General features: G+C 48.9%; 20 protein-coding genes. All 20 read left to right on the top strand.

Features of this window, described 5'->3' with window-relative positions:
- Positions 1–360: a DUF6404 family protein gene (locus tag HQ393_RS07670; RefSeq protein WP_179358223.1), complete on the top strand. Its 360-nt coding sequence runs from the start codon at positions 1–3 to the stop codon at positions 358–360.
- A complete protein-coding gene (locus tag HQ393_RS07665; protein WP_179358222.1) occupies positions 360–1,856 on the top strand; it encodes a DUF4178 domain-containing protein in 1,497 nt (498 codons plus the stop codon). The genes HQ393_RS07670 and HQ393_RS07665 overlap by 1 nt, the downstream gene beginning before the upstream one ends.
- Positions 1,853–2,020 (top strand): hypothetical protein, encoded by a 168-nt coding sequence (locus HQ393_RS07660; RefSeq protein WP_179358221.1) that lies wholly within the window; start codon positions 1,853–1,855, stop codon positions 2,018–2,020. Before HQ393_RS07665 ends, HQ393_RS07660 begins: the two co-directional genes overlap by 4 nt.
- Positions 2,017–2,430 (top strand): adenosylmethionine decarboxylase, encoded by a 414-nt coding sequence (gene speD / locus HQ393_RS07655; protein ID WP_179358220.1) that lies wholly within the window; start codon positions 2,017–2,019, stop codon positions 2,428–2,430. The genes HQ393_RS07660 and speD overlap by 4 nt, the downstream gene beginning before the upstream one ends.
- Positions 2,431–2,651: 221 nt before the next feature.
- Positions 2,652–3,059 carry a flagellar basal body rod protein FlgB gene (gene flgB / locus HQ393_RS07650; protein ID WP_179358219.1) on the top strand — a complete coding sequence of 136 codons (408 nt, stop codon included), beginning with the start codon at positions 2,652–2,654 and terminating at the stop codon, positions 3,057–3,059.
- An 11-nt stretch (positions 3,060–3,070) separates the two neighbouring features.
- Positions 3,071–3,484, top strand: coding sequence for a flagellar basal body rod protein FlgC (gene flgC / locus HQ393_RS07645; protein WP_179358218.1), 414 nt, complete (start codon positions 3,071–3,073; stop codon positions 3,482–3,484).
- 15 nt (positions 3,485–3,499) lie between these two features.
- Positions 3,500–4,180: a flagellar hook assembly protein FlgD gene (locus HQ393_RS07640; protein WP_179358217.1), complete on the top strand. Its 681-nt coding sequence runs from the start codon at positions 3,500–3,502 to the stop codon at positions 4,178–4,180.
- Positions 4,181–4,197: 17 nt separating this feature from the next.
- On the top strand, positions 4,198–5,505 hold the full coding sequence (gene flgE / locus HQ393_RS07635) for a flagellar hook protein FlgE (RefSeq protein WP_179358216.1): 1,308 nt from the start codon (positions 4,198–4,200) through the stop codon (positions 5,503–5,505).
- Between the two features lie 10 nt (positions 5,506–5,515).
- Positions 5,516–6,256 carry a flagellar basal-body rod protein FlgF gene (gene flgF / locus HQ393_RS07630; protein ID WP_179358215.1) on the top strand — a complete coding sequence of 247 codons (741 nt, stop codon included), beginning with the start codon at positions 5,516–5,518 and terminating at the stop codon, positions 6,254–6,256.
- 27 nt (positions 6,257–6,283) lie between these two features.
- A complete protein-coding gene (gene flgG, locus HQ393_RS07625; protein WP_179358214.1) occupies positions 6,284–7,069 on the top strand; it encodes a flagellar basal-body rod protein FlgG in 786 nt (261 codons plus the stop codon).
- 2 nt (positions 7,070–7,071) lie between these two features.
- Complete coding sequence (locus HQ393_RS07620; protein ID WP_179358213.1) at positions 7,072–7,743, top strand: flagellar basal body L-ring protein FlgH; 672 nt, start codon at positions 7,072–7,074, stop codon at positions 7,741–7,743.
- An 11-nt stretch (positions 7,744–7,754) separates the two neighbouring features.
- Positions 7,755–8,846: a flagellar basal body P-ring protein FlgI gene (locus tag HQ393_RS07615; RefSeq protein WP_179358212.1), complete on the top strand. Its 1,092-nt coding sequence runs from the start codon at positions 7,755–7,757 to the stop codon at positions 8,844–8,846.
- Positions 8,847–9,008: 162 nt separating this feature from the next.
- A complete protein-coding gene (flgJ, locus tag HQ393_RS07610; protein ID WP_179358211.1) occupies positions 9,009–9,941 on the top strand; it encodes a flagellar assembly peptidoglycan hydrolase FlgJ in 933 nt (310 codons plus the stop codon).
- Positions 9,942–9,969: 28 nt separating this feature from the next.
- The gene (gene flgK / locus HQ393_RS07605; RefSeq protein WP_179358210.1) at positions 9,970–12,168 is read left to right on the top strand and encodes a flagellar hook-associated protein FlgK; all 2,199 of its coding nucleotides are present in this window, start codon (positions 9,970–9,972) and stop codon (positions 12,166–12,168) included.
- Positions 12,169–12,196: 28 nt separating this feature from the next.
- Positions 12,197–13,516, top strand: coding sequence for a flagellar hook-associated protein FlgL (gene flgL / locus HQ393_RS07600; RefSeq protein ID WP_179358209.1), 1,320 nt, complete (start codon positions 12,197–12,199; stop codon positions 13,514–13,516).
- Positions 13,517–13,578: 62 nt separating this feature from the next.
- Complete coding sequence (gene radA / locus HQ393_RS07595; RefSeq protein WP_179358208.1) at positions 13,579–14,934, top strand: DNA repair protein RadA; 1,356 nt, start codon at positions 13,579–13,581, stop codon at positions 14,932–14,934.
- A 167-nt stretch (positions 14,935–15,101) separates the two neighbouring features.
- Positions 15,102–15,428, top strand: a complete 327-nt coding sequence (gene trxA, locus HQ393_RS07590) for a thioredoxin TrxA (RefSeq protein WP_179358207.1) — start codon at positions 15,102–15,104, stop codon at positions 15,426–15,428.
- Between the two features lie 127 nt (positions 15,429–15,555).
- A complete protein-coding gene (gene rho, locus HQ393_RS07585; RefSeq protein ID WP_179358206.1) occupies positions 15,556–16,812 on the top strand; it encodes a transcription termination factor Rho in 1,257 nt (418 codons plus the stop codon).
- A gap of 100 nt (positions 16,813–16,912) precedes the next feature.
- On the top strand, positions 16,913–17,122 hold the full coding sequence (rpmE, locus tag HQ393_RS07580; protein WP_179358205.1) for a 50S ribosomal protein L31: 210 nt from the start codon (positions 16,913–16,915) through the stop codon (positions 17,120–17,122).
- Positions 17,123–17,607: 485 nt separating this feature from the next.
- A complete protein-coding gene (locus HQ393_RS07575; protein ID WP_179358204.1) occupies positions 17,608–18,840 on the top strand; it encodes a hypothetical protein in 1,233 nt (410 codons plus the stop codon).
- Positions 18,841–18,847 lie beyond the last annotated feature (7 nt).

Below are 18,847 nucleotides of genomic sequence, written 5' to 3'. Positions count from 1 at the left end.
ATGGCGCATGATGCAGAATTTGAACGCAAAAAAGCTGCGGCTTTGGCTGAATTAAAAGCCTCTTCAATAGTGCGTGGATATGCTCAACCATTGTATTTGTTATGTGCTTGGTTTTTCGGTTTGCAATTACGGCCCCCACATTATTCAAATCCAATCGCTGTGATAATAGGTAACACATTTGAGGTTGCCATGGCTATGGTGTTGTTGAAGTGGGTAGTAGGCTATTTCCTTAACGCGAATATGTTTGCTGAAGGAATGGGACAAATACTCGGAACGGCCTTTTTTATCTCCATATTTACGACCTTTTATTGTCGCTATCAAGCGCGGAAAAATAAACTATCTGATTGGGATCGTCTTTAATGTTCCGTACCGCTTGCCCCTCGTGTGGCGCTGAGGTGTTATTCCGCTCGACGATTTCGGCGATCGCCGTGTGCGAGTATTGCCAAAGCACCGTGCTGCGTAGCGCCGATGAAGTCAAAGACATCGGCAAAATCGGCAAAGTGCTCGAAGACTATTCGCCGATCCAGATTGGCACGTCGGGGGTGTTTGCGGGGCGCGCGTTCACCGTAATTGGCCGCATTCAGCTGCGCTACGATGCTGGTTTGTGGAATGAGTGGTATGTGTCCTTCGACGACGGAAAATATGGCTGGCTGGGCGATACCTGTGGGCAGTATATGTTTACACTGTCGCTCGGCGATGCGGCCAATCCGCCAGCATTCGATGATTTATCACCCGAAATGCGCTATGAGCATGGCGGTCGCGCTTTTGTCGTGACCGATAAGCGCACGGCGCAGTGTGTCGGCGGGCAAGGTGAGTTGCCGTTTGTGGTGGGCAATGGTTATGTTGCCAAGGTGGTCGATTGCCGCAATGCCGATCGCTTTTTGACCTTGGATTATTCTGATGTCAGCGAAAGCAAGCCTCATCCCGCTTTGTATGTGGGTGAAGCGGTTGAGCTTAAAGCCCTGCAGGCGCACACATTGCGTAGCGACGAGGAAATTCAGCGCAGCGCGGGTCGGCTCAAAGGGACTGCCAATGTGCTCGATTGCCCAAGTTGCGGCAATCAATTGCAATATCAGGCAGGCGTGGCGACGCAAATCGTGTGTAAAGCCTGTGGCTCGGAAGTCGATTGCTCAGGCGATCGGGCGCTGGTGCTGACGAAGCACACTGAGGCCGAGCGTTATCACGCGACACTTGACGTGGGTGATAGTGCGACCATCGCCGAAGGCGATAAAGAACGAACTGGCCATGGGGTCAAATGGACTGTCATCGGCTTGATCGAAATGGCCGAAATCGAAGACCCCGATTCGCACTGGACTGAATATCTGCTCTATAGCTGGAACCGCGGTTTCTTTTGGTTGGTCGAGGCCAAAGACGGCTGGTATCGGGTAGAAGTGCTCAATCAATTGCCCGAAAGCTGGAGCGATGGCCATGCCGTGTTGGCGGGGCAACGTTACAACAAGCTCTACGACAGTTATCACGCCAAAGTGATTTACGCTGCGGGTGCGTTCAATTGGCGGGTCAGTGTGGGCGATCGTGTACAACTGTGGGAATACGCGCAGGGTGATTCGCGATTAAGCCGCGAAAAAAATACCGCTGAAGTGGTGTGGTCAAAATCGAGCAAGGTGAGCAATGCGCAAATCGGGCAGTGGTTTGGCAAGCTCGATGTGCAAACGATTCAATCTGATACCGTCGATGGTGAGCTGACACGCAGTACCGCATGGCGTTATACCTTGATTTTATTGGTGCTCAATCTGCCGCTGTGGTTTGCGGGGGATTGGGATAATGTCATTTGGACTGCGATTGCGGCGTATTTATTGCATTGGCCCTTGAATAAATCTGCTGAGGCCGACGAATGAGTAATGGTTTTTACAAAATTTACGCGATTGCGATTATCACCATTTGCACTTTGTTTAATCTGTCCTCGTGCAGCGGCGGTTCTAGCGGCTCATCGGGCAGCCGTGGTTGGGGCAGTGGCTATTCATCTGGCGGCGGTTGGAGCTCGGGCGGTGGTCACAAATGAATATTGAAGCTGCTGCTAGCTTGGCACCAACGCCCGTGATGCCCTTGGGGCGGCATTTGATCGCCGATTTTCAAGGCTGCCCGGCTGCGGTATTGTCTGACCCCGCGAAGATTGAGCAGGTCATGTTGGCCGCAGCAAAAGCCGGGCAAGCCACAGTATTGCAACAGCATTTTCATCACTTTGGCGTGGGGCAGGGCGTGACCGGCATGTTGCTGCTGATGGAGTCACACATCAGCATCCACACCTGGCCCGAGCACGGCTACGCGGCGATTGATTTATTTATGTGCGGCGCAGCGAATGCCGATGCGGCACTGGCGGTATTGCAAGCGGCTTTGCAACCTGAGCAAGTGACTCGGCAAGTTGTGCTGCGAGGAAGTGTCGATTTTGATGGGTATCTATCTAAAAGCTAATATTTAATTGGCTTAGGTGTTTATACTAGACTAGAGTATGTTTATGGACTAGAGAAAGTTTCCTGAGTAATTGGTCTGGCAGTATGAAGCGGCAATCCTTGCCGCTTTTGTTTTTCATTTCCCCCATTTTCCCCTCGCAAAGCCAAGTAATTCGCCATTGATGGGTATTTTTGACTTGGCATAAATCGTGCTTGCATGAGTGCATTCTTATGGAGTGCAGCATGCTGGGCAAAATCGACGACTACTTTCGCAATCAGGAAACCGCATTAAAAATGCGCGCCTATCGCCAAGAAGTGCTGGCGTCCAATATCGCCAACGCCGATACGCCCAACTACAAAGCACGTGATTTTGATTTCAAAAGTGCCTATCAGGCGGCGCGTACTCAGCAACAAAGTGCCACCTTGGCCACCAGCGATCAGCGTCATTTGCAGCCTGCGTCGGCCAAAATCGATCCGTTTGCGCCTCATTTGCAGTATCGCAACGAGCGTCAGCCATCGATCGATGGCAATACAGTCGATATGGATACCGAGATGAAAGAATTTACCGATAACGCGATTCGCTATCAGGCATCCGTGATGTTTATGCAGCGCCGAATTGAATCGATGAAAACCGCGTTAACCGGCCAATAAGGAAGATAGCAATGTCGATGTTTCGAGTTTTTGATGTAGCCGCTTCCGGAATGCGCGCGCAATCGGCGCGTTTAAATGCGGTGGCGAGTAATTTGGCCAATGCCGAATCGGTAACTAGCTCTAATGGCCAGCCTTATCGTGCCAAGCAAGTTGTTTTTCAGGCGCAGCCAATGACGACCGGAAATGCGCAATCGGTTGGGGTGCAAGTCGCTGGCGTGCTCGAAGATCAGTCGCCGCCCAAATTGATGTACGACCCAAAGAGCCCGTTTGCCGATGCCAATGGCTATGTGGCGATGCCGAATGTGAATGTGGTGGATGAAATGACAAATATGATTTCAGCGTCACGTTCATACCAAACCAATATCGATGTAATGAATACGGCCAAGACATTGCTGCTGCGCACCTTGTCACTCGGTCAGGTTTAATAGGAGTAGGACATCATGGCGACATCTCCCGTATCAGGTCAGTTTGACTACACCTCATTAAATGCACGCAATACGGTTAAAAAAACCAGCGCTGAAGAGCAGCAAGATCGCTTTATGAAATTGCTGGTCAAACAATTGCAATCGCAAGACCCAATGAATCCAATGGATAACGCGCAAACGACCAGCCAATTGGCACAGATCAATACCGTGACCGGGATTGATAAGCTCAATCAGACGATGAGCCAGATGACCGGGATGTATGCGGGCACGCAAGTGATGCAGGCGGCAGGCTTGATCGGCAAAGAAGTCCTTTCCCCCGGCAATGGTTTCCGTTTTGACGGCAGCAAGCCCGCTGATCTACGCGTGCAGCTGAGTGAAGGTGTCACCAACGGCATGGTCACGATTCGCAATGAAAAAGGTCTTGAGGTCGCTAAAGTGCCTGTCAATAACACCGGCGCAGGGCTGGCGAAGGTTGAATGGGATGGCAAAAAGGCCGACGGTACGACTGCGCCAGCGGGAAATTATTCAATAAGCGCAGTAGGCCAAAAAGATGGCAAGGAAATTGCTTTGAATACGACGACTTGGCAGGTGGTTAAATCGGTTGAGTTTGGTAGCGACGGTGTCGGTGTGTATCTGGCCAATGGGAATAAAACCAACTTTGGCAGTGTGATCCAGATTCAGTCAGCAAACGGTTAAGGTTAGGAGCGTACATCATGGGTTTCCAACAAGGTTTAAGTGGTTTAAATGCATCGGCCAAGCATTTGGATGTGATCGGTAATAATGTAGCTAACGTGAATACCGTCGGTTTTAAGGGCTCTCGTGCTGAGTTTGCAGATATTTATGCCAGCACCTTTGGTACTGCATCCAATATTGCCGGTATCGGTGCACGCGTGACGACGATTTCACAGCAGTTTTCGCAAGGTAATACGACCTCGACGAATAATCCGCTCGACATCGCGATTACGGGCAATGGCTTTTTCCGGATGCAAGACACGACCGGCAGTATTAGCTATGCGCGTAATGGCCAATTTCAGCTCGATAAAAATGGCTACATCGTTAATAACGGCCAATTTTTGACTGGCTGGGGTGTGGATCAAGGTACTGGCATTTTCTTGCAAGGCTCTACCCCACAGCCGATTCAATTGCAGTTTTCAAATATTGGTGCTCGGGCAACGGGTGCTTCTGGCGTGACAGGTGCGGGCCTGAATTTGGGTCTCAATCTGAATGCGGCGGATAAAGTGATTCCTGCAGGTACGGCATTCTCGTCTTCGGACCCGACTACCTACAATTATTCGACATCTGCCACGGTGTACGACTCACTGGGCGTTGCTCACACGCAAACGATGTATTTCCGTAAACAAGACCCTGCCGCAGGCGGCACCGTCGGTACGTGGGATGTGAAATACAATTTGGATGGCAAAGATGTATTGACCTCAGGTGCTTTGGGTGTGCCTTCGGCTGGTGATCCGTTGTTTGGGACGACACTAACGTTTGATGCAAACGGTAAGCCTGTTGGTTTGCCTGTGGGCGGCTCTACCTTCAATGTGACCGCAGCTGCACTCAATAATGGCTCTAGCGGTTTGAATTACCAAATGTATTTCGATACCTCCACTCAGTTTGGTAGCCCATACAACGTCAATACCTTAACGCAAGACGGTTATACCGACGGTGTTTTGACCGGTATTTCGGTGAGTAAAGATGGCGTGGTGCAAGGCCGTTATTCCAATGGTCAGAGCCGCAATGTCGCCAAAGTGGTGTTGTCGACATTCAATAATGCACAAGGCTTGCAACCTTTGGGTGATAACCGTTGGGCAGAGTCTTTTGCTTCTGGTCAGCCGCTGACTAATGGTCCAGGGCAAGGCAATACAGGCTTGTTGCAAGCGGCTGCGGTGGAAGACTCTAACGTCGATTTGACTGCCGAATTGGTAAATCTGATTACTGCTCAGCGCAATTACCAAGCCAATGCTCAGTCGGTTAAGGCGCAAGACACGATTATGCAAACGATTGTTAACCTACGGTAATAGCTAGTTTATGGATCGTTTAATCTATGTGGCCATGTCGGGCGCGAAAAACAGTGAGCTGCGTCAGGCGACAATTGCGAATAATTTAGCCAATGTCACCACGCCAGGTTTTCGTGCTGAATTGGCAGCCGCTCGTGCGGTACCCGCATTGGGCGGTCCAGGTTTAGGCACGCGGGCCTATGTTTTGCAGCAAACACCTGGCGCCGATATGTCGCCGGGCGTGTTTCAGCAAACAGGGCGCGATCTTGATGTGGCGGTAAAGGGGCAAGGCTGGTTAACCATTCAGACGCCAACTGGCGAGGCATACACCCGCAATGGCAGTTTTCAGATAGATAGCGCGGGTTTGTTGAAAACCGGGGCTGGCGAAATCGTGCAGGGCGAAAATGGCCCCTTAACGATCCCAGAAAATAACCGTGCCTCGATTGGTATCGATGGCACCGTGACAGCTATCGATGTGCAAAATCCGACGCAATCGGTTGAAGTTGGCAAATTGAAATTGGTGAATCCGGCTAACGATCAACTTGAAAAAGGTCTGGATGGACTGTTTCGCTTGCGCAGTGGTGAGCCCGCGCAGACAGATCCGGCGGTACAACTAGCCAGCGGTGGTATCGAGGGTAGCAACGTCAATTCGGTTGAGCAATTGGTCAATATGATTTCGACGCAGCGCCATTTTGATTTGCAGGTGAAGTTATTACAGACTGCTGAGCAAAATTCGCGCTCAGCAAGCTCGATTATGTCCCTTAACGGTTAATAAGAATAATTACTAGGAATTAGCATCATGATGCGATCGCTGTGGACTGCAAAAACCGGTATGGATGCCATGCAGTTTAATGTGGATGTCGTTTCTCATAACCTGTCCAACGTCAACACCAATGGCTATAAGCGCGAGCGCGCCGTATTTGAAGATTTGCTGTACCAAAATCTGCGTCAGGCTGGCGGGGCGAGTAGTCAGCAAACGTCCTTACCTACAGGGCTGTATGTCGGTACAGGTACGGCAGTTGTAGCGACTGCACGCAATTTTTCGCAGGGTAATCTGCAAAAAACCGATGCTCCTTTGGATATGGCCATTAATGGCGCAGGCTTTTTTCAGATTAATCTACCGGATGGCACGATCGGTTACACGCGTGACGGTGCATTTCAGGTGAATAGTCAGGGTACGATCGTCAATAGCAGTGGCTATGAATTATCGCCAGCACTGCAAGTGCCACAAGGAACGACCAGCTTGACCGTAGCGAAGGATGGTACGGTCTCGGCGGTGGTCAATAATGATGCTGCCGCGCCTATTTTGCTGGGGCAGATTCAAACTGCGACCTTTATTAATCCCCCAGGCTTGGAGTCAATGGGGGGGAATATTTATAAAGAAACTTCCGCCAGTGGCGCACCTACAGTCGGTATTCCGGGGACAAATGGTCTGGGTGCGGTTGATCAGGGTTATGTTGAAACTTCGAATGTCAATGCCACCGAAGAATTAATCAATATGATTCAGGCGCAGCGTGCGTTTGAGCTAAATTCAAAAGCCGTGACGACATCAGATCAGATGTTGGCCAAATTGGGGACCATGTAAGCATGAAAGCTCTGTGTCGTGCTCTGGCTAGTCTGCTGGTGCTGTCTCTTTGTGCGTGCGTGGCACCGCAAACGATTGTGACGCAGCCTACGACTGCCCGCTCACAACCCACGGTCGTGGTCACGGCAAACAATGGCGCTATTTTCCAGCAAGGCACAGCCCGTATGCTGTTTGAAGAACCGGTAGCGCGACGCATTGGTGAAATTCTGGTCGTAACCATTGAAGAAAATCTTTCTGCGGTCAATAAAGCCAATAGCAATACCAATCGTGATGGTGGCCTAACGCTCTCGGGTTCGGGATCATTGCCCTATGTACCGCAGTTGGACAAATTGTTTAGTGCTGATGCTAGCTTGAGTGCGAATAATAAATTCTCTGGTAAAGGCGAAACCAATAGCTCGAATACCTTCAAGGGCTCGATTGCTGTGACGGTGACCGATGTCTTTGCTAATGGCAATTTGGCGATTGGCGGCGAAAAACAAATTGCGATCAATGGCTATAACACCGTGCTGCGATTTACTGGTGTTGTGAACCCCAATGATATTACGGCAGGCAATAAAATCTCCTCAACCCGCGTTGCAGATGCGCGGATTGAGCAGCTTGGGCAGGGCGCGATCAGTGATGCGAACACCATGGGCTGGATGCAGCGCGTGTTTCTATCGGTATGGCCGTTTTAATAGGTGGGTATATGCGTAAATTGATTTTGATGATTGCACTTTGTGTGTATACCCTGCCTGTGTATGCCGAGCGTTTGAAAGACTTGGCGAGTTTTTCCGGCGTACGTAACAATCAGCTGGTGGGTTATGGCCTGGTGGTCGGTCTGGATGGTAGCGGTGATCAAACCACGCAAACACCGTTCACTGTGCAATCGATTATTAATATGCTGACCAATTCGGGGGTACAAGTTCCAGTAGGCGGCAATATGCAGCTGAAGAACGTTGCCGCTGTTACTGTCACCGCCACGCTGCCGCCGTTTGCGCGACCAGGTCAACCGCTAGATATCGTGGTGTCTTCGATTGGTAATGCCAAAAGCCTGCGCGGCGGCACTTTGCTGATGTCGCCACTGAAGGGGGCGGATGGTCAGATTTATGCGATGGCGCAGGGAAATTTGATTGTGGCTGGAGCGGGTGCATCGGCTGGTGGTTCAAGTACGCAAATTAATCAGCTGGCAACGGGTCGTATTCCCAATGGTGCGACGGTCGAGCGCGCTGTGCCCACGCTATTGGGGAATGGTGAATTTGTTCAGCTCGAATTGCTGAAAACTGATTTTTCAACCGCGACGCGGGTTGTGAATGCGATTAATAGTCAGATCGGGCCGCTAGCGGCGGCGCTTGATGGTCGCGTTATCCAGATTCGTGCGCCACTCGACCCGAATCAACGGGTGGCTTTTTTGGCTAAGCTCGAAGGTATCAATATCACGCAAGGTGAAGTGTCGCCCAAGGTGATTATCAATGCCCGTACTGGTTCGGTGGTGATGAATCAGGCGGTCACCATCGAGCCTTGTGCCATTGCGCATGGCAATTTAACGGTGACGATCTTGGCGGATAATAAAGTCGAGCAGCCTAAACCACTCGCCAATGGCCGTACGACCAAAGTGCAAAATGCCGAGATCGATATTGAAATGGGCAAGGGCCCCGTGGTGAAATTGCCCAAAGCGACAAATCTGAATCAAGTGGTGCGTGCCTTGAATGCCGTGGGTGCCACGCCCCAAGATTTGTTGGCGATTCTGCAGGCGATGAAAACCGCTGGCGCACTGAATGCTGAATTGGAAGTGATCTAAGCCTAACTATACCTTGGCGGGTATTGCTCTGAAGTCTTTTTATTGATTGATTTTTGCTCATATACCCAGATGTTGTATTTCTAAGCCCCATCATTGATGGGGCTTTATTCATTTGGGCATGAACCTTGCTTTAATAGAGTTGAATTTAATCGGAGCAAGACCATGTTGCCACTCGCCAAATATGACCAGCAAAGCATTTCAGCTGATCCACGTAGTTTGGATCGCCTGCGTGCCAGCATGGCGACCAATAAAGCGGCGGCAACACAAGGCGCTGCGCAGCAGTTTGAAGCCTTGCTATTACAGCAGATGCTCACTTCGATGCGTAACGCCAGCCCGAAAAATGAGCTCGATCAAAGCCCTGCAATTGAGACTTTCAAAGGCATGCGCGATCAACAGCTTGCCCAAAACTGGGCGCAAAGTGGCGGCATTGGTTTTGCCAAGCTGATCGAGCGTCAGCTCAGTGTGCTTGAAAATCCTGCGCTGTTGCAGCAGCCCTTGCGGCGTGACGTGAATCGTGTGCCCACTAAACCGCTATCACTGAATGCTGCCGCGGTGGCGGCAAAACCTGCCGCCGATGTTGCGACTGTTGCCGCGAATGTTGCCCCTAAGGGTGATGGCGTTACCGATTTTGTGAGTAAGTTGGGGCAAGCTGCGCAAGCAACCGCCCAAACCCTAGGTGTGTCGCCCCATGTCTTGCTGGCGCATGCCGCACTGGAAACGGGCTGGGGCAAAAAAGGGATTAAAGATAGTAATGGCAATGAGTCATTCAATTTGTTTGGTATTAAAGCTGGTAGTCAGTGGCAGGGCAAAACCGTGGATGTTCTGACGACTGAATATGTCGATGGTGTAGCACAAAAACGAATCGAAAAATTTCGTGCTTATGATTCGTATGCCGATTCGATGGCTGATTATGCCAGCTTAGTGAAACGTCGCTTTAGTGGCGCGTTATCACAAGGCAATGATGTAGTGGGCTTTGCAAAAGCCCTGGTTGCAGGAGGGTATGCAACCGATCCGCAATACGTGCAAAAGTTAACGAAAGTCGCCGAACGGGTCGCAGACCAGCTGATCTCGGCTAATTCAAGAACTGGCGCGTAATGCCGATATTCAAATAAGGGGTTAAATCATGGCATCATCAGTTTTTGGGATTGGCGTTTCTGGCCTAAATGCAGCAAATTTGGGTTTAACAACCACGGGGCATAATATTGCCAACGTGAACACGGATGGTTTTTCACGCCAAGTGATGAAGCAAAGCGCGCCATATCCATTATTGTCGGGTAGCGGTTTTAATGGTCTGGGCGTTCAGGTTGATTCAATTGTCCGCATGTACGATCGGTTTCTGACTAAATCACTTGAAGTGTCACAATCTCAAGCTAGTTACCAAGCGACCCGCTTATCGCACCTATCCGAAATCGATAATATTGTGGCCGACCCCAGTGCCGGCGTGTCGCCTGCTTTGCAAGATTTTTTCAAGTCTGTGCAAAATGTGGCGACCAATCCAGCCGATCCTCCCTCACGTCAGGCAATGATTTCGAGCGCTCAGACGCTGGTCAATCGTTTTCAAGTTTTCTCGCAACGGCTGGAAGAGCAGCGCAACTCGCTCAATGGCGAAGTGACTGACACGATTACGAGTATCAATAGCTATTCACAACAGATTGCCGATCTCAACGGCAAAATTGTGATCGCCCAAACCTCTGGTCAACCGCCCAATGACTTGCTCGATCAGCGCGATTTGCTGGTGAAAGACCTCAATAAATTGGTCAAAGCCAATACGCTGACTCTGTCGGATGGCAGTATTAATGTGTTTATCGGTAACGGCCAAGGTTTGGTGGTCGGCGGCAGCGTCAATAAACTGATTGCCGCCCCGAACCCTGCTGATCCGCAGCGCATTACTGTTGGCTTTACGCAGAATAACCAAACCATCTTTTTGCCTGAAAACCAATTGTCGGGCGGTCAGTTAGGTGCTTTGCTAGATTTTCGCAGCCAATCGCTTGATCTGGCCCAAAATAGCCTAGAGCGCACTGCGCTGGGCTTTGTCGATACGTTTAATCAGCAGCATAAAGCGGGTCAGGATCTGTACGGCAATATGGGGCGCAATCTGTTTGATATTAAGCGCAGCAATTATGTCGACTTAAATGTAGGTACTGCACCCGGAACGAATATCCGCGTAACTTCACCCAATGGCACCAGTGAAAGTAGTGATTTTTCCATTACGCCCAGTGGGGCAGGTTTTGTCATTAAGCGCCTGTCCGATGGCTTAACCAGCGGGGTGGTGAATTTGGGTAGTACCGATCCGATTACCGGTTTGACTCTGGCTGCTGCGCCTGCTGGTACGGTACCACCAACCCAAAACGGCTTTTCATTTCCACCTGCCGTGAGTACGATCAATTCAAATACCAATAACACAGGGACGGCACAGCTAACTGGATATATTACTGATGTTGGCAAGCTCAGTACCAGTAATTACGAATTTAGTTTTGATGGTACAAACTATACGATGTACCGCCAAAGCGATGGTGCACGCACGATTTATTCTGCCGCACAGGTGGCTCAAGGCATTAATCTGGATGGGATGAATTTGCAGTTATCGCCCAATGTTGGCGCGATGAATGCAGGTGATCGCTTTGTGATTAAGCCGCTGGAAGGCATGATCAATACGATGGCGGTGCGGACTACCGATCCGAAAGAAATCGCCGCTGCCGCCCCGATGTTGGCGACCGTTGGAGCGGCTAATACCGGCTCGCTGAAAGTGAGCCAACATCTGGTCGATACGCCGTCAGTGACGAGTACTGATCCTGCGGTCAATCCCGCTATTCGTAATCCGGTAACGATTAATTTTACGTCAGCTTCAAGCTTTACCTATACCGACACAGTGACGGGTGTAACCTCTGCCGCCCAAACTTATAATGCGGGGATGACTCTGAGTGTAAACGGTTGGAGTATGAAATTAGATGGGGTGCCTGCGGCAGGCGATTCGATCGCAGTTAACCCCAATATTGGATCGAATGCGGATAACCGTAATGCGCTGGCACTGGGTAAATTACAATCCACGCGGATTTTAGATGGTGGATCGGCAACCTATCAAGAATCTTATGGTCGTATGGTCAGCACCATTGGTACTCAAACCAATGAAGCGACCATTATGAGTAAAGCACAGAATCAACTGTTAACGAATGCCCAAAATAGTCGCGACTCGGTGTCTGCCGTGAATCTGGATGAAGAGGCTGCAAATTTGTTGCGGTACCAGCAGGCGTATCAAGCCTCAAGTAAAGTAATTCAAATTGCTCAAAGCGCATTTCAAGAAATCTTGAATATTGGTCGCTAAGACAGTGGTTTGTAGGAGTAACTAAATTATGCGCATTGCCACTACCACAATTTTTAATATTGGCGCCAATAGCTTGCAAAGCCACATTTCCGATCAAGCGAAATTGCAAAGTCAATTATCGTCTATGCGAAAAATATTGACGCCATCAGATGACCCGATTGCCTCTGCACGTATTCTGACGATTGAGCAGGCGCGTGCGACAAATGAGCAATATAAAACAAATAGCGAGACCGCAGATTCGTTTATGCGCACGAGCGAAAGCACGCTACATCAAGTCGTTGGCGTTATTCAGAATATTCAGGAGCTGGCTGTCAGCGCTGGTAACCCAGCTTTAGGCCCTGAAGAAAAGAAAATGAAGAGCGCTGAATTGAAAGGGCGCTATGAAGAGCTATTGGCATTGGCCAATACCACCGATGGGAATGGCAACTATTTGTTTTCAGGATTTAAAGGCGACACAAAGCCTTTTTCTGAAGCTGCATTTGGTAACGTGACTTACAACGGTGATGATGGGCAGCGTCTGGTGCAGATTTCTGATGGTCGCCAAATCCCTATTTCCGAATCGGGCGCAGACGTGTTTCAACGGGTTAAAAATGGCAATGGCACATTTGTTACTGCCGCAACGCCAACTAATACTGGGGCTGGCATTGTCGATCCCGGGACGGTGGTCGATCCTTTAAAATGGGCTGCAGCTCCTACGCCGCGAGATTTTAAGGTGCAATTTCAGGTATTACCTAATCCTGCAGATCCCAACAAAACAATAACCACTTATGATTTAGTGAACTCAACGACTAACACGTCACTGATTGATGGTGCGGCTATTCCGCGAGCTGTGGGTACGCCTTTTCCTCGCACCTATAGTGAAAATGCAGATATCGAATTTAAACAGCTGCCAGGTGAAGTTGCTGTACTAGCTTGGGACTACGGCGTAAAAACAAATGTAAAAGGATCTCCTGCAGCAGGCGATAGCTTTTCTTTAAAACCAAGTAGCAATGTTGATTTATTTTCGACGATAGGCGCCTTTGCTACTGCGCTGGATAGCTATGCGACAGGCTCTACGGGGGCTGCAGTTTTTCAGAACCAGCTCAATACTGCGTTATCAAATTTTTCCAATACGCTTGGCAATGTGGTAACTACCCAAGCCTATTTGGGAGCCAGAATGAATGAAACATCTTCGGTGCAGGACACCACTGAAGATTTGAAACTACAGTATGCTAAGACCTTATCCGGATTGCGTGATTTGGATTATGCTTCGGCGATTAGTGATTTCGCGCAAAATCAGATGGTACTCGATGCTGCGCGAAAATCATTTTCTCAAGTTCAGGATTTAAGCCTGTTTAAGTATATTTAATTCACTGCGCAACTTGAGGCAAAATAACGGCTCGCTAGGCGAGCCGTTTTTATTGGGTGTGTATGAGTAAAGCTAAAAGTCAGTTTGTATGCCGTTTATGTGGTGGATTATCACCTAAATGGCAAGGTCAATGCCCGCAGTGCGGGGAGTGGAATAGCCTTGAAGAGCAAGTGGCTCAGGTTGCTGTGACAACTGGACGATTTCAAAGTCTGGCGGCTGATGGTGCCATTAAAAATTTATCCGATGTTGAGGCTGAAGAGTTGCCTCGCACGCCGACTAATTTGGCCGAGCTTGATCGAGTGTTGGGTGGCGGCTTAGTGCCGGGTGGTGTGGTGCTAATTGGTGGTGATCCAGGTATTGGCAAATCGACCCTGTTACTACAAGCATTGGCAAAATTATCTGAGTCTTTAGCTGTTTTGTATGTCAGTGGTGAAGAATCGGCGCAGCAAATTGCATTACGCGCTCGCCGCTTAGGTGTCCCTGCCGCCAAAGTCAGGCTGTACCCCGAAATCAGCCTAGAGAAAATACTGCATGCATTGGAGCGTGAGGCGCCAAAAGTCGTGGTAATTGACTCGATTCAGACCATTTATACCGAGGCATTAACCAGCGCTCCTGGTAGTGTTGCTCAAGTGAGGGAGTGCTCTGCTCAATTAACTCGATTTGCCAAACGCCATGGTACTTCGATTTTATTGGTTGGCCATGTGACCAAGGAAGGGGCTTTGGCAGGGCCGCGCGTGCTTGAGCATATAGTGGATGCTGTACTGTATTTTGAAGGGGATACCCACTCGAGTTTTCGCTTGATACGTGCCATTAAAAATCGCTTTGGGGCAGTGAATGAGCTCGGGGTGTTTGCGATGACAGATAAAGGTTTGCGCGAGGTTGCAAACCCATCTGCCTTGTTTTTAAGTCAGCATGATGAGCCGGTGCCTGGTTCTTGTGTGATGGTGACGCAAGAAGGATCGCGTCCCATGTTGGTTGAGGTGCAAGCTTTAGTGGATGACGCGCATGCGGCTCAAGTAAAACGTCTAGCTGTAGGTGTGGAGCAGAATCGGCTCGCTTTGCTATTGGCTGTATTGCATCGGCACGCAGGTATTGCCGCTTTTGATCAAGATGTATTTATCAACGCTGTTGGTGGTGTGCGTATTGTTGAACCTGCTGCCGATTTGGCAATGTTGATTGCGATCGTTTCTTCGTTAAAGAATAAAGCGCTGCCCAACAAAATGGTGGTGTTCGGTGAAGTCGGCTTGGCGGGTGAAGTAAGGCCCGTTCAGCGCGGGCAGGAGCGACTTAAAGAAGCTGCCAAATTAGGTTTCACCCATGCAATTGTGCCAAAGGCTAATCGACCCCGGCAAGTAATTGAAGGAATGACAGTAACGGCAGTAGATCGATTGGATCAAGCGGTTGATGCCGCGTTTTGATCAGGTTTTTTGGCAATTGGTGAGGCAAAAAAAAACGGATTCCATGCTTCACATGCTTGAAAAAGAATTTGTCGCCCCTATCTATTAGTTATATTCAGCTTTTATCAAAGCCAGTTTTTAGTTAGCATTTGATCTTAAGCGCACCCAAACCACCCCGGAGATAAAGTATGAGTGAAAATATTATCCAAGTTACTGATGCTAGTTTTGATGCTGAAGTACTGCAAGCAGCTGGCCCTGTATTGGTTGATTACTGGGCGGAATGGTGCGGTCCATGCAAAATGATTGCCCCAATTTTGGACGAAGTGGCCACTGAATACGCCGGACGCCTTAAAATTGCTAAATTGAATATCGATGAAAATCAGGCTACCCCACCAAAATTTGGTATTCGTGGCATCCCAACACTGATGTTGTTTGTGGATGGTGAAGTGAAATCAACCAAAGTAGGTGCTTTGTCAAAATCACAACTAACCGCATTCTTGGATAGTAATATTTGACATTCTGGCTGTTTTTGATTTAGTCTGCTGCTGTACAATAGCAACGGTGCGTTGAGCATCGTTGCTACTTTTCCCTTGCATTATCCTTTCGAATTTCCCCTCTTTACTATTTCTAAGCGTAATCATTATGCATTTGTCCGAATTAAAACATCTGCACGTTTCTCAGCTCGTCGACATGGCGATTGCTTCTGAGATTGACGGTGCCAGTCGTATGCGCAAACAAGACGTCATTTTTGCGCTGCTCAAAAATAGAGCGAAGAAGGGGGAAAGTATATTTGGCGAGGGTACATTAGAAGTTTTGCCCGATGGGTTTGGCTTCCTGCGCAGTCCAGATACTTCCTATTTGGCGGGGCCGGATGATATTTACATTAGCCCCAGCCAAATTCGCCGTTTCAATCTGCATACCGGCGATACGATTGAAGGCGAAATTCGAATTCCTAAAGAAGGCGAGCGTTACTTTGCACTAGTCAAAGTCGATAAGGTCAATGGCGAAGCGCCAGAGGCCGCGAAAAATAAAATCTTGTTTGAGAATTTAACACCGCTTTTCCCTACGGAGCGACTTAATCTTGAGCGAGACATTAAAGCTGAAGAAAATATTACTGGGCGCGTGATTGATTTAATGGCGCCGATAGGCAAAGGCCAACGTGCGCTATTGGTTGCGCCGCCAAAAACGGGTAAAACCGTCATGTTGCAACATATTGCACATGCGATCACTGCTAATCACCCTGAAGTAGTGCTGATCGTTTTACTCATTGACGAGCGTCCTGAAGAAGTTACCGAGATGCAGCGTTCAGTCAAAGGCGAAGTTTTAAGCTCAACATTTGATGAGCCTGCCACGCGGCACGTTCAAGTAGCTGAAATGGTAATCGAAAAAGCGAAGCGTCTGGTTGAGCATAAAAAAGACGTCGTTATTTTGCTCGATTCAATTACGCGTCTCGCCCGAGCATACAATACTGTTATTCCTGCTTCAGGTAAGGTGTTGACTGGTGGTGTGGATGCTAATGCATTGCAGCGTCCAAAACGATTCTTCGGTGCTGCACGTAATATTGAAGAAGGCGGTAGCTTGACCATTATTGCGACTGCACTGATCGATACGGGTAGCCGCATGGATGATGTAATTTATGAAGAATTTAAAGGCACGGGTAATAACGAAATTCAATTAGATCGCCGAATGGCCGAAAAACGGATTTTCCCAGCCATTAATATCAATAAATCAAGCACTCGTCGTGAAGAATTGCTGATTAAGCAAGAGCAGCTGCAGCGCATTTGGGTCTTACGTAAACTGCTATACCCAATGGATGATCTCGATGCGATGGAGTTCTTGATGGATAAACTCAAGGCGACAAAATCGAATCTGGATTTTTTTGATTCAATGCGTCGTTGATTTCAATCGCAATTGGCCTTGCGGCAATAGGCCTCTTGAGCGATAATGCTCTTTTTGTAGCGTCGGCAAAACCCCGGCGCCCGACACCTTAGGAAAAATCATGAAAGCTGATACTCATCCAAATTACACCGAAATCGACGTGACTTGTTCATGCGGTAGCGCATTCAAAACTTCTTCTACGCTGGGCAAAAGCCTGCACGTTGAGGTTTGCTCTGAGTGCCACCCATTCTACACAGGCAAACAAAAAATCGTTGATACCGCAGGTCGTATTGAGAAATTCAATTCTAAATTTGCGAAATTTGCACGTTAATTTCTGTGCAAATCAAAAAAAGGCAGCTATAGGCTGCCTTTTTTATTTTGCTGTGCCACACTTGTTCAAAATTCTGACGATTGCTTATGCTTACCTATACGCCAGCTTCTGAGCTACCTCCTACCCCGCAAAAAAACCAAGAAAAACCTTGGCTGCTTCTCTTACTGTGCTTGTTCTGGTTGTTGCCTGGTTTGATTGGGCATGATCCATGGAAGCCGCAAGAGAATGAAAATGTAGCACTGATTGTAAATCTGCTGCGCCAAGATAATTGGGTTATGACTTGGCTGGCAGATCGTCCATATCTTGATACCGCGCCACTTTATTATTGGACTGCCGCATTATTTGCAAATGCACTTGCTTGGTTTGGACTCGCTGTACACGATGCCGCCAGATTGAGTACAGGGTTCTGGATGGCTTTGGCATTATGGGGTTGCGGTCTAGCTGGGCGAGAGCTATTTGGTCGGCGTTTTGGCCGACTTGCGGTAGTGAGTATCTTGGGATGTTTAGGTTTGGTGTTGTGGGGGCATCACATTGCCCCAGCTGCGTTAGCATTTACAGGTTATGCGTGGGCTTTTTATGCGCTGATCCTTGCTTTAAGAAAGCCAATACTAGCGGGAGTCGTTCTTGGTGTTAGTCTCTTGGTTTTGTTGTTGGGGGCAACTTGGGCTGATGCTGCACTGGTCATGGTCATTGCTGCAGGCTTATTGGGTTTTGCTGCCTGGCGCAGGTCATGTTATTTAGTTGCCCTTGTCACCGCACTTGTTATCGCACTGCCGCTCGCGGCTTTATGGGGCTATGCGCTCAATGAATATTCGCCTGCCATGTTTCAGCTATGGTGGCAGCAATATGCGTGGGGTCCATATGGGGGAGCTGCAGCGATTCAATGGTTGCATGAACCGGGTTTCTTGCCGGCAACCTTGGTCTGGTTTGCATGGCCAGTGCTGCCGCTGGCGGCCTGGTCGTTGTGGATTAATCGCAATGAACTTAAATCAGACTTTGCTTGGCAGCCCCTACTTTGGTTTTTAGTCGCGATTACCGCCTATATTGTTATATCTGGGCAGCCTACAGAAGTTATTGTTTTGCCGCTGCTCATTGTATTGGGTCTAATCGCTGTTGCTGGTGTTGATGATCTGCGTCGTGGAGCAGCCTCTGCTTTAAATTCTTTCTCAGTTTTAACCTTTGGTTTGACTGCAATCGGTATTTGGGTGGTGTGGGGTATTTTGATGTGGGGAGGTCAATCCCAGCTCTTTTTACGTTTAAGCCGCCACAGCTCATCATTGATGCAATTTTCTCCACTTGGGTTTGGTTTTGCTTTGATCGTCACCGTATTGTGGGGTGGGATTTTGTTGCGCCCGCGTGCGATAGGTCGCAAAGCGTTAACGAATTGGAGTTGTGGGCTAATTCTAGTTATGGGTTTGTTTGTCGGTCTATTTCAAGATTGGGTTGATAGCGGTAAATCATATCGCCCCGTTGGTGTGCAACTGCATTCTGCCGCGAGTCAAATCCAAGCCCATTGCATTGATGCCCAAGGTATTCCATCAGCGCCCTTGGGTGCAATGGTCTACTTCAGTGATTATCCTATCAAGACCATGAATCCTGACGAGTGTGAAGTCGCGATTCGTTTAAGGCAAGATCCTCCACGTTCAGGGTGGACTGTCATAGGTGAAGCGAATCGATCAGGGGAGAGTAAAGAGAAGTTTCTGATTTACGCAAAATAAAAAAATG

The sequence above is a fragment of the Chitinibacter bivalviorum genome (genome assembly GCF_013403565.1).
Lineage (GTDB): Bacteria > Pseudomonadota > Gammaproteobacteria > Burkholderiales > Chitinibacteraceae > Chitinibacter > Chitinibacter bivalviorum.
This window is presented reverse-complemented; position numbering and strand designations above follow the sequence as displayed.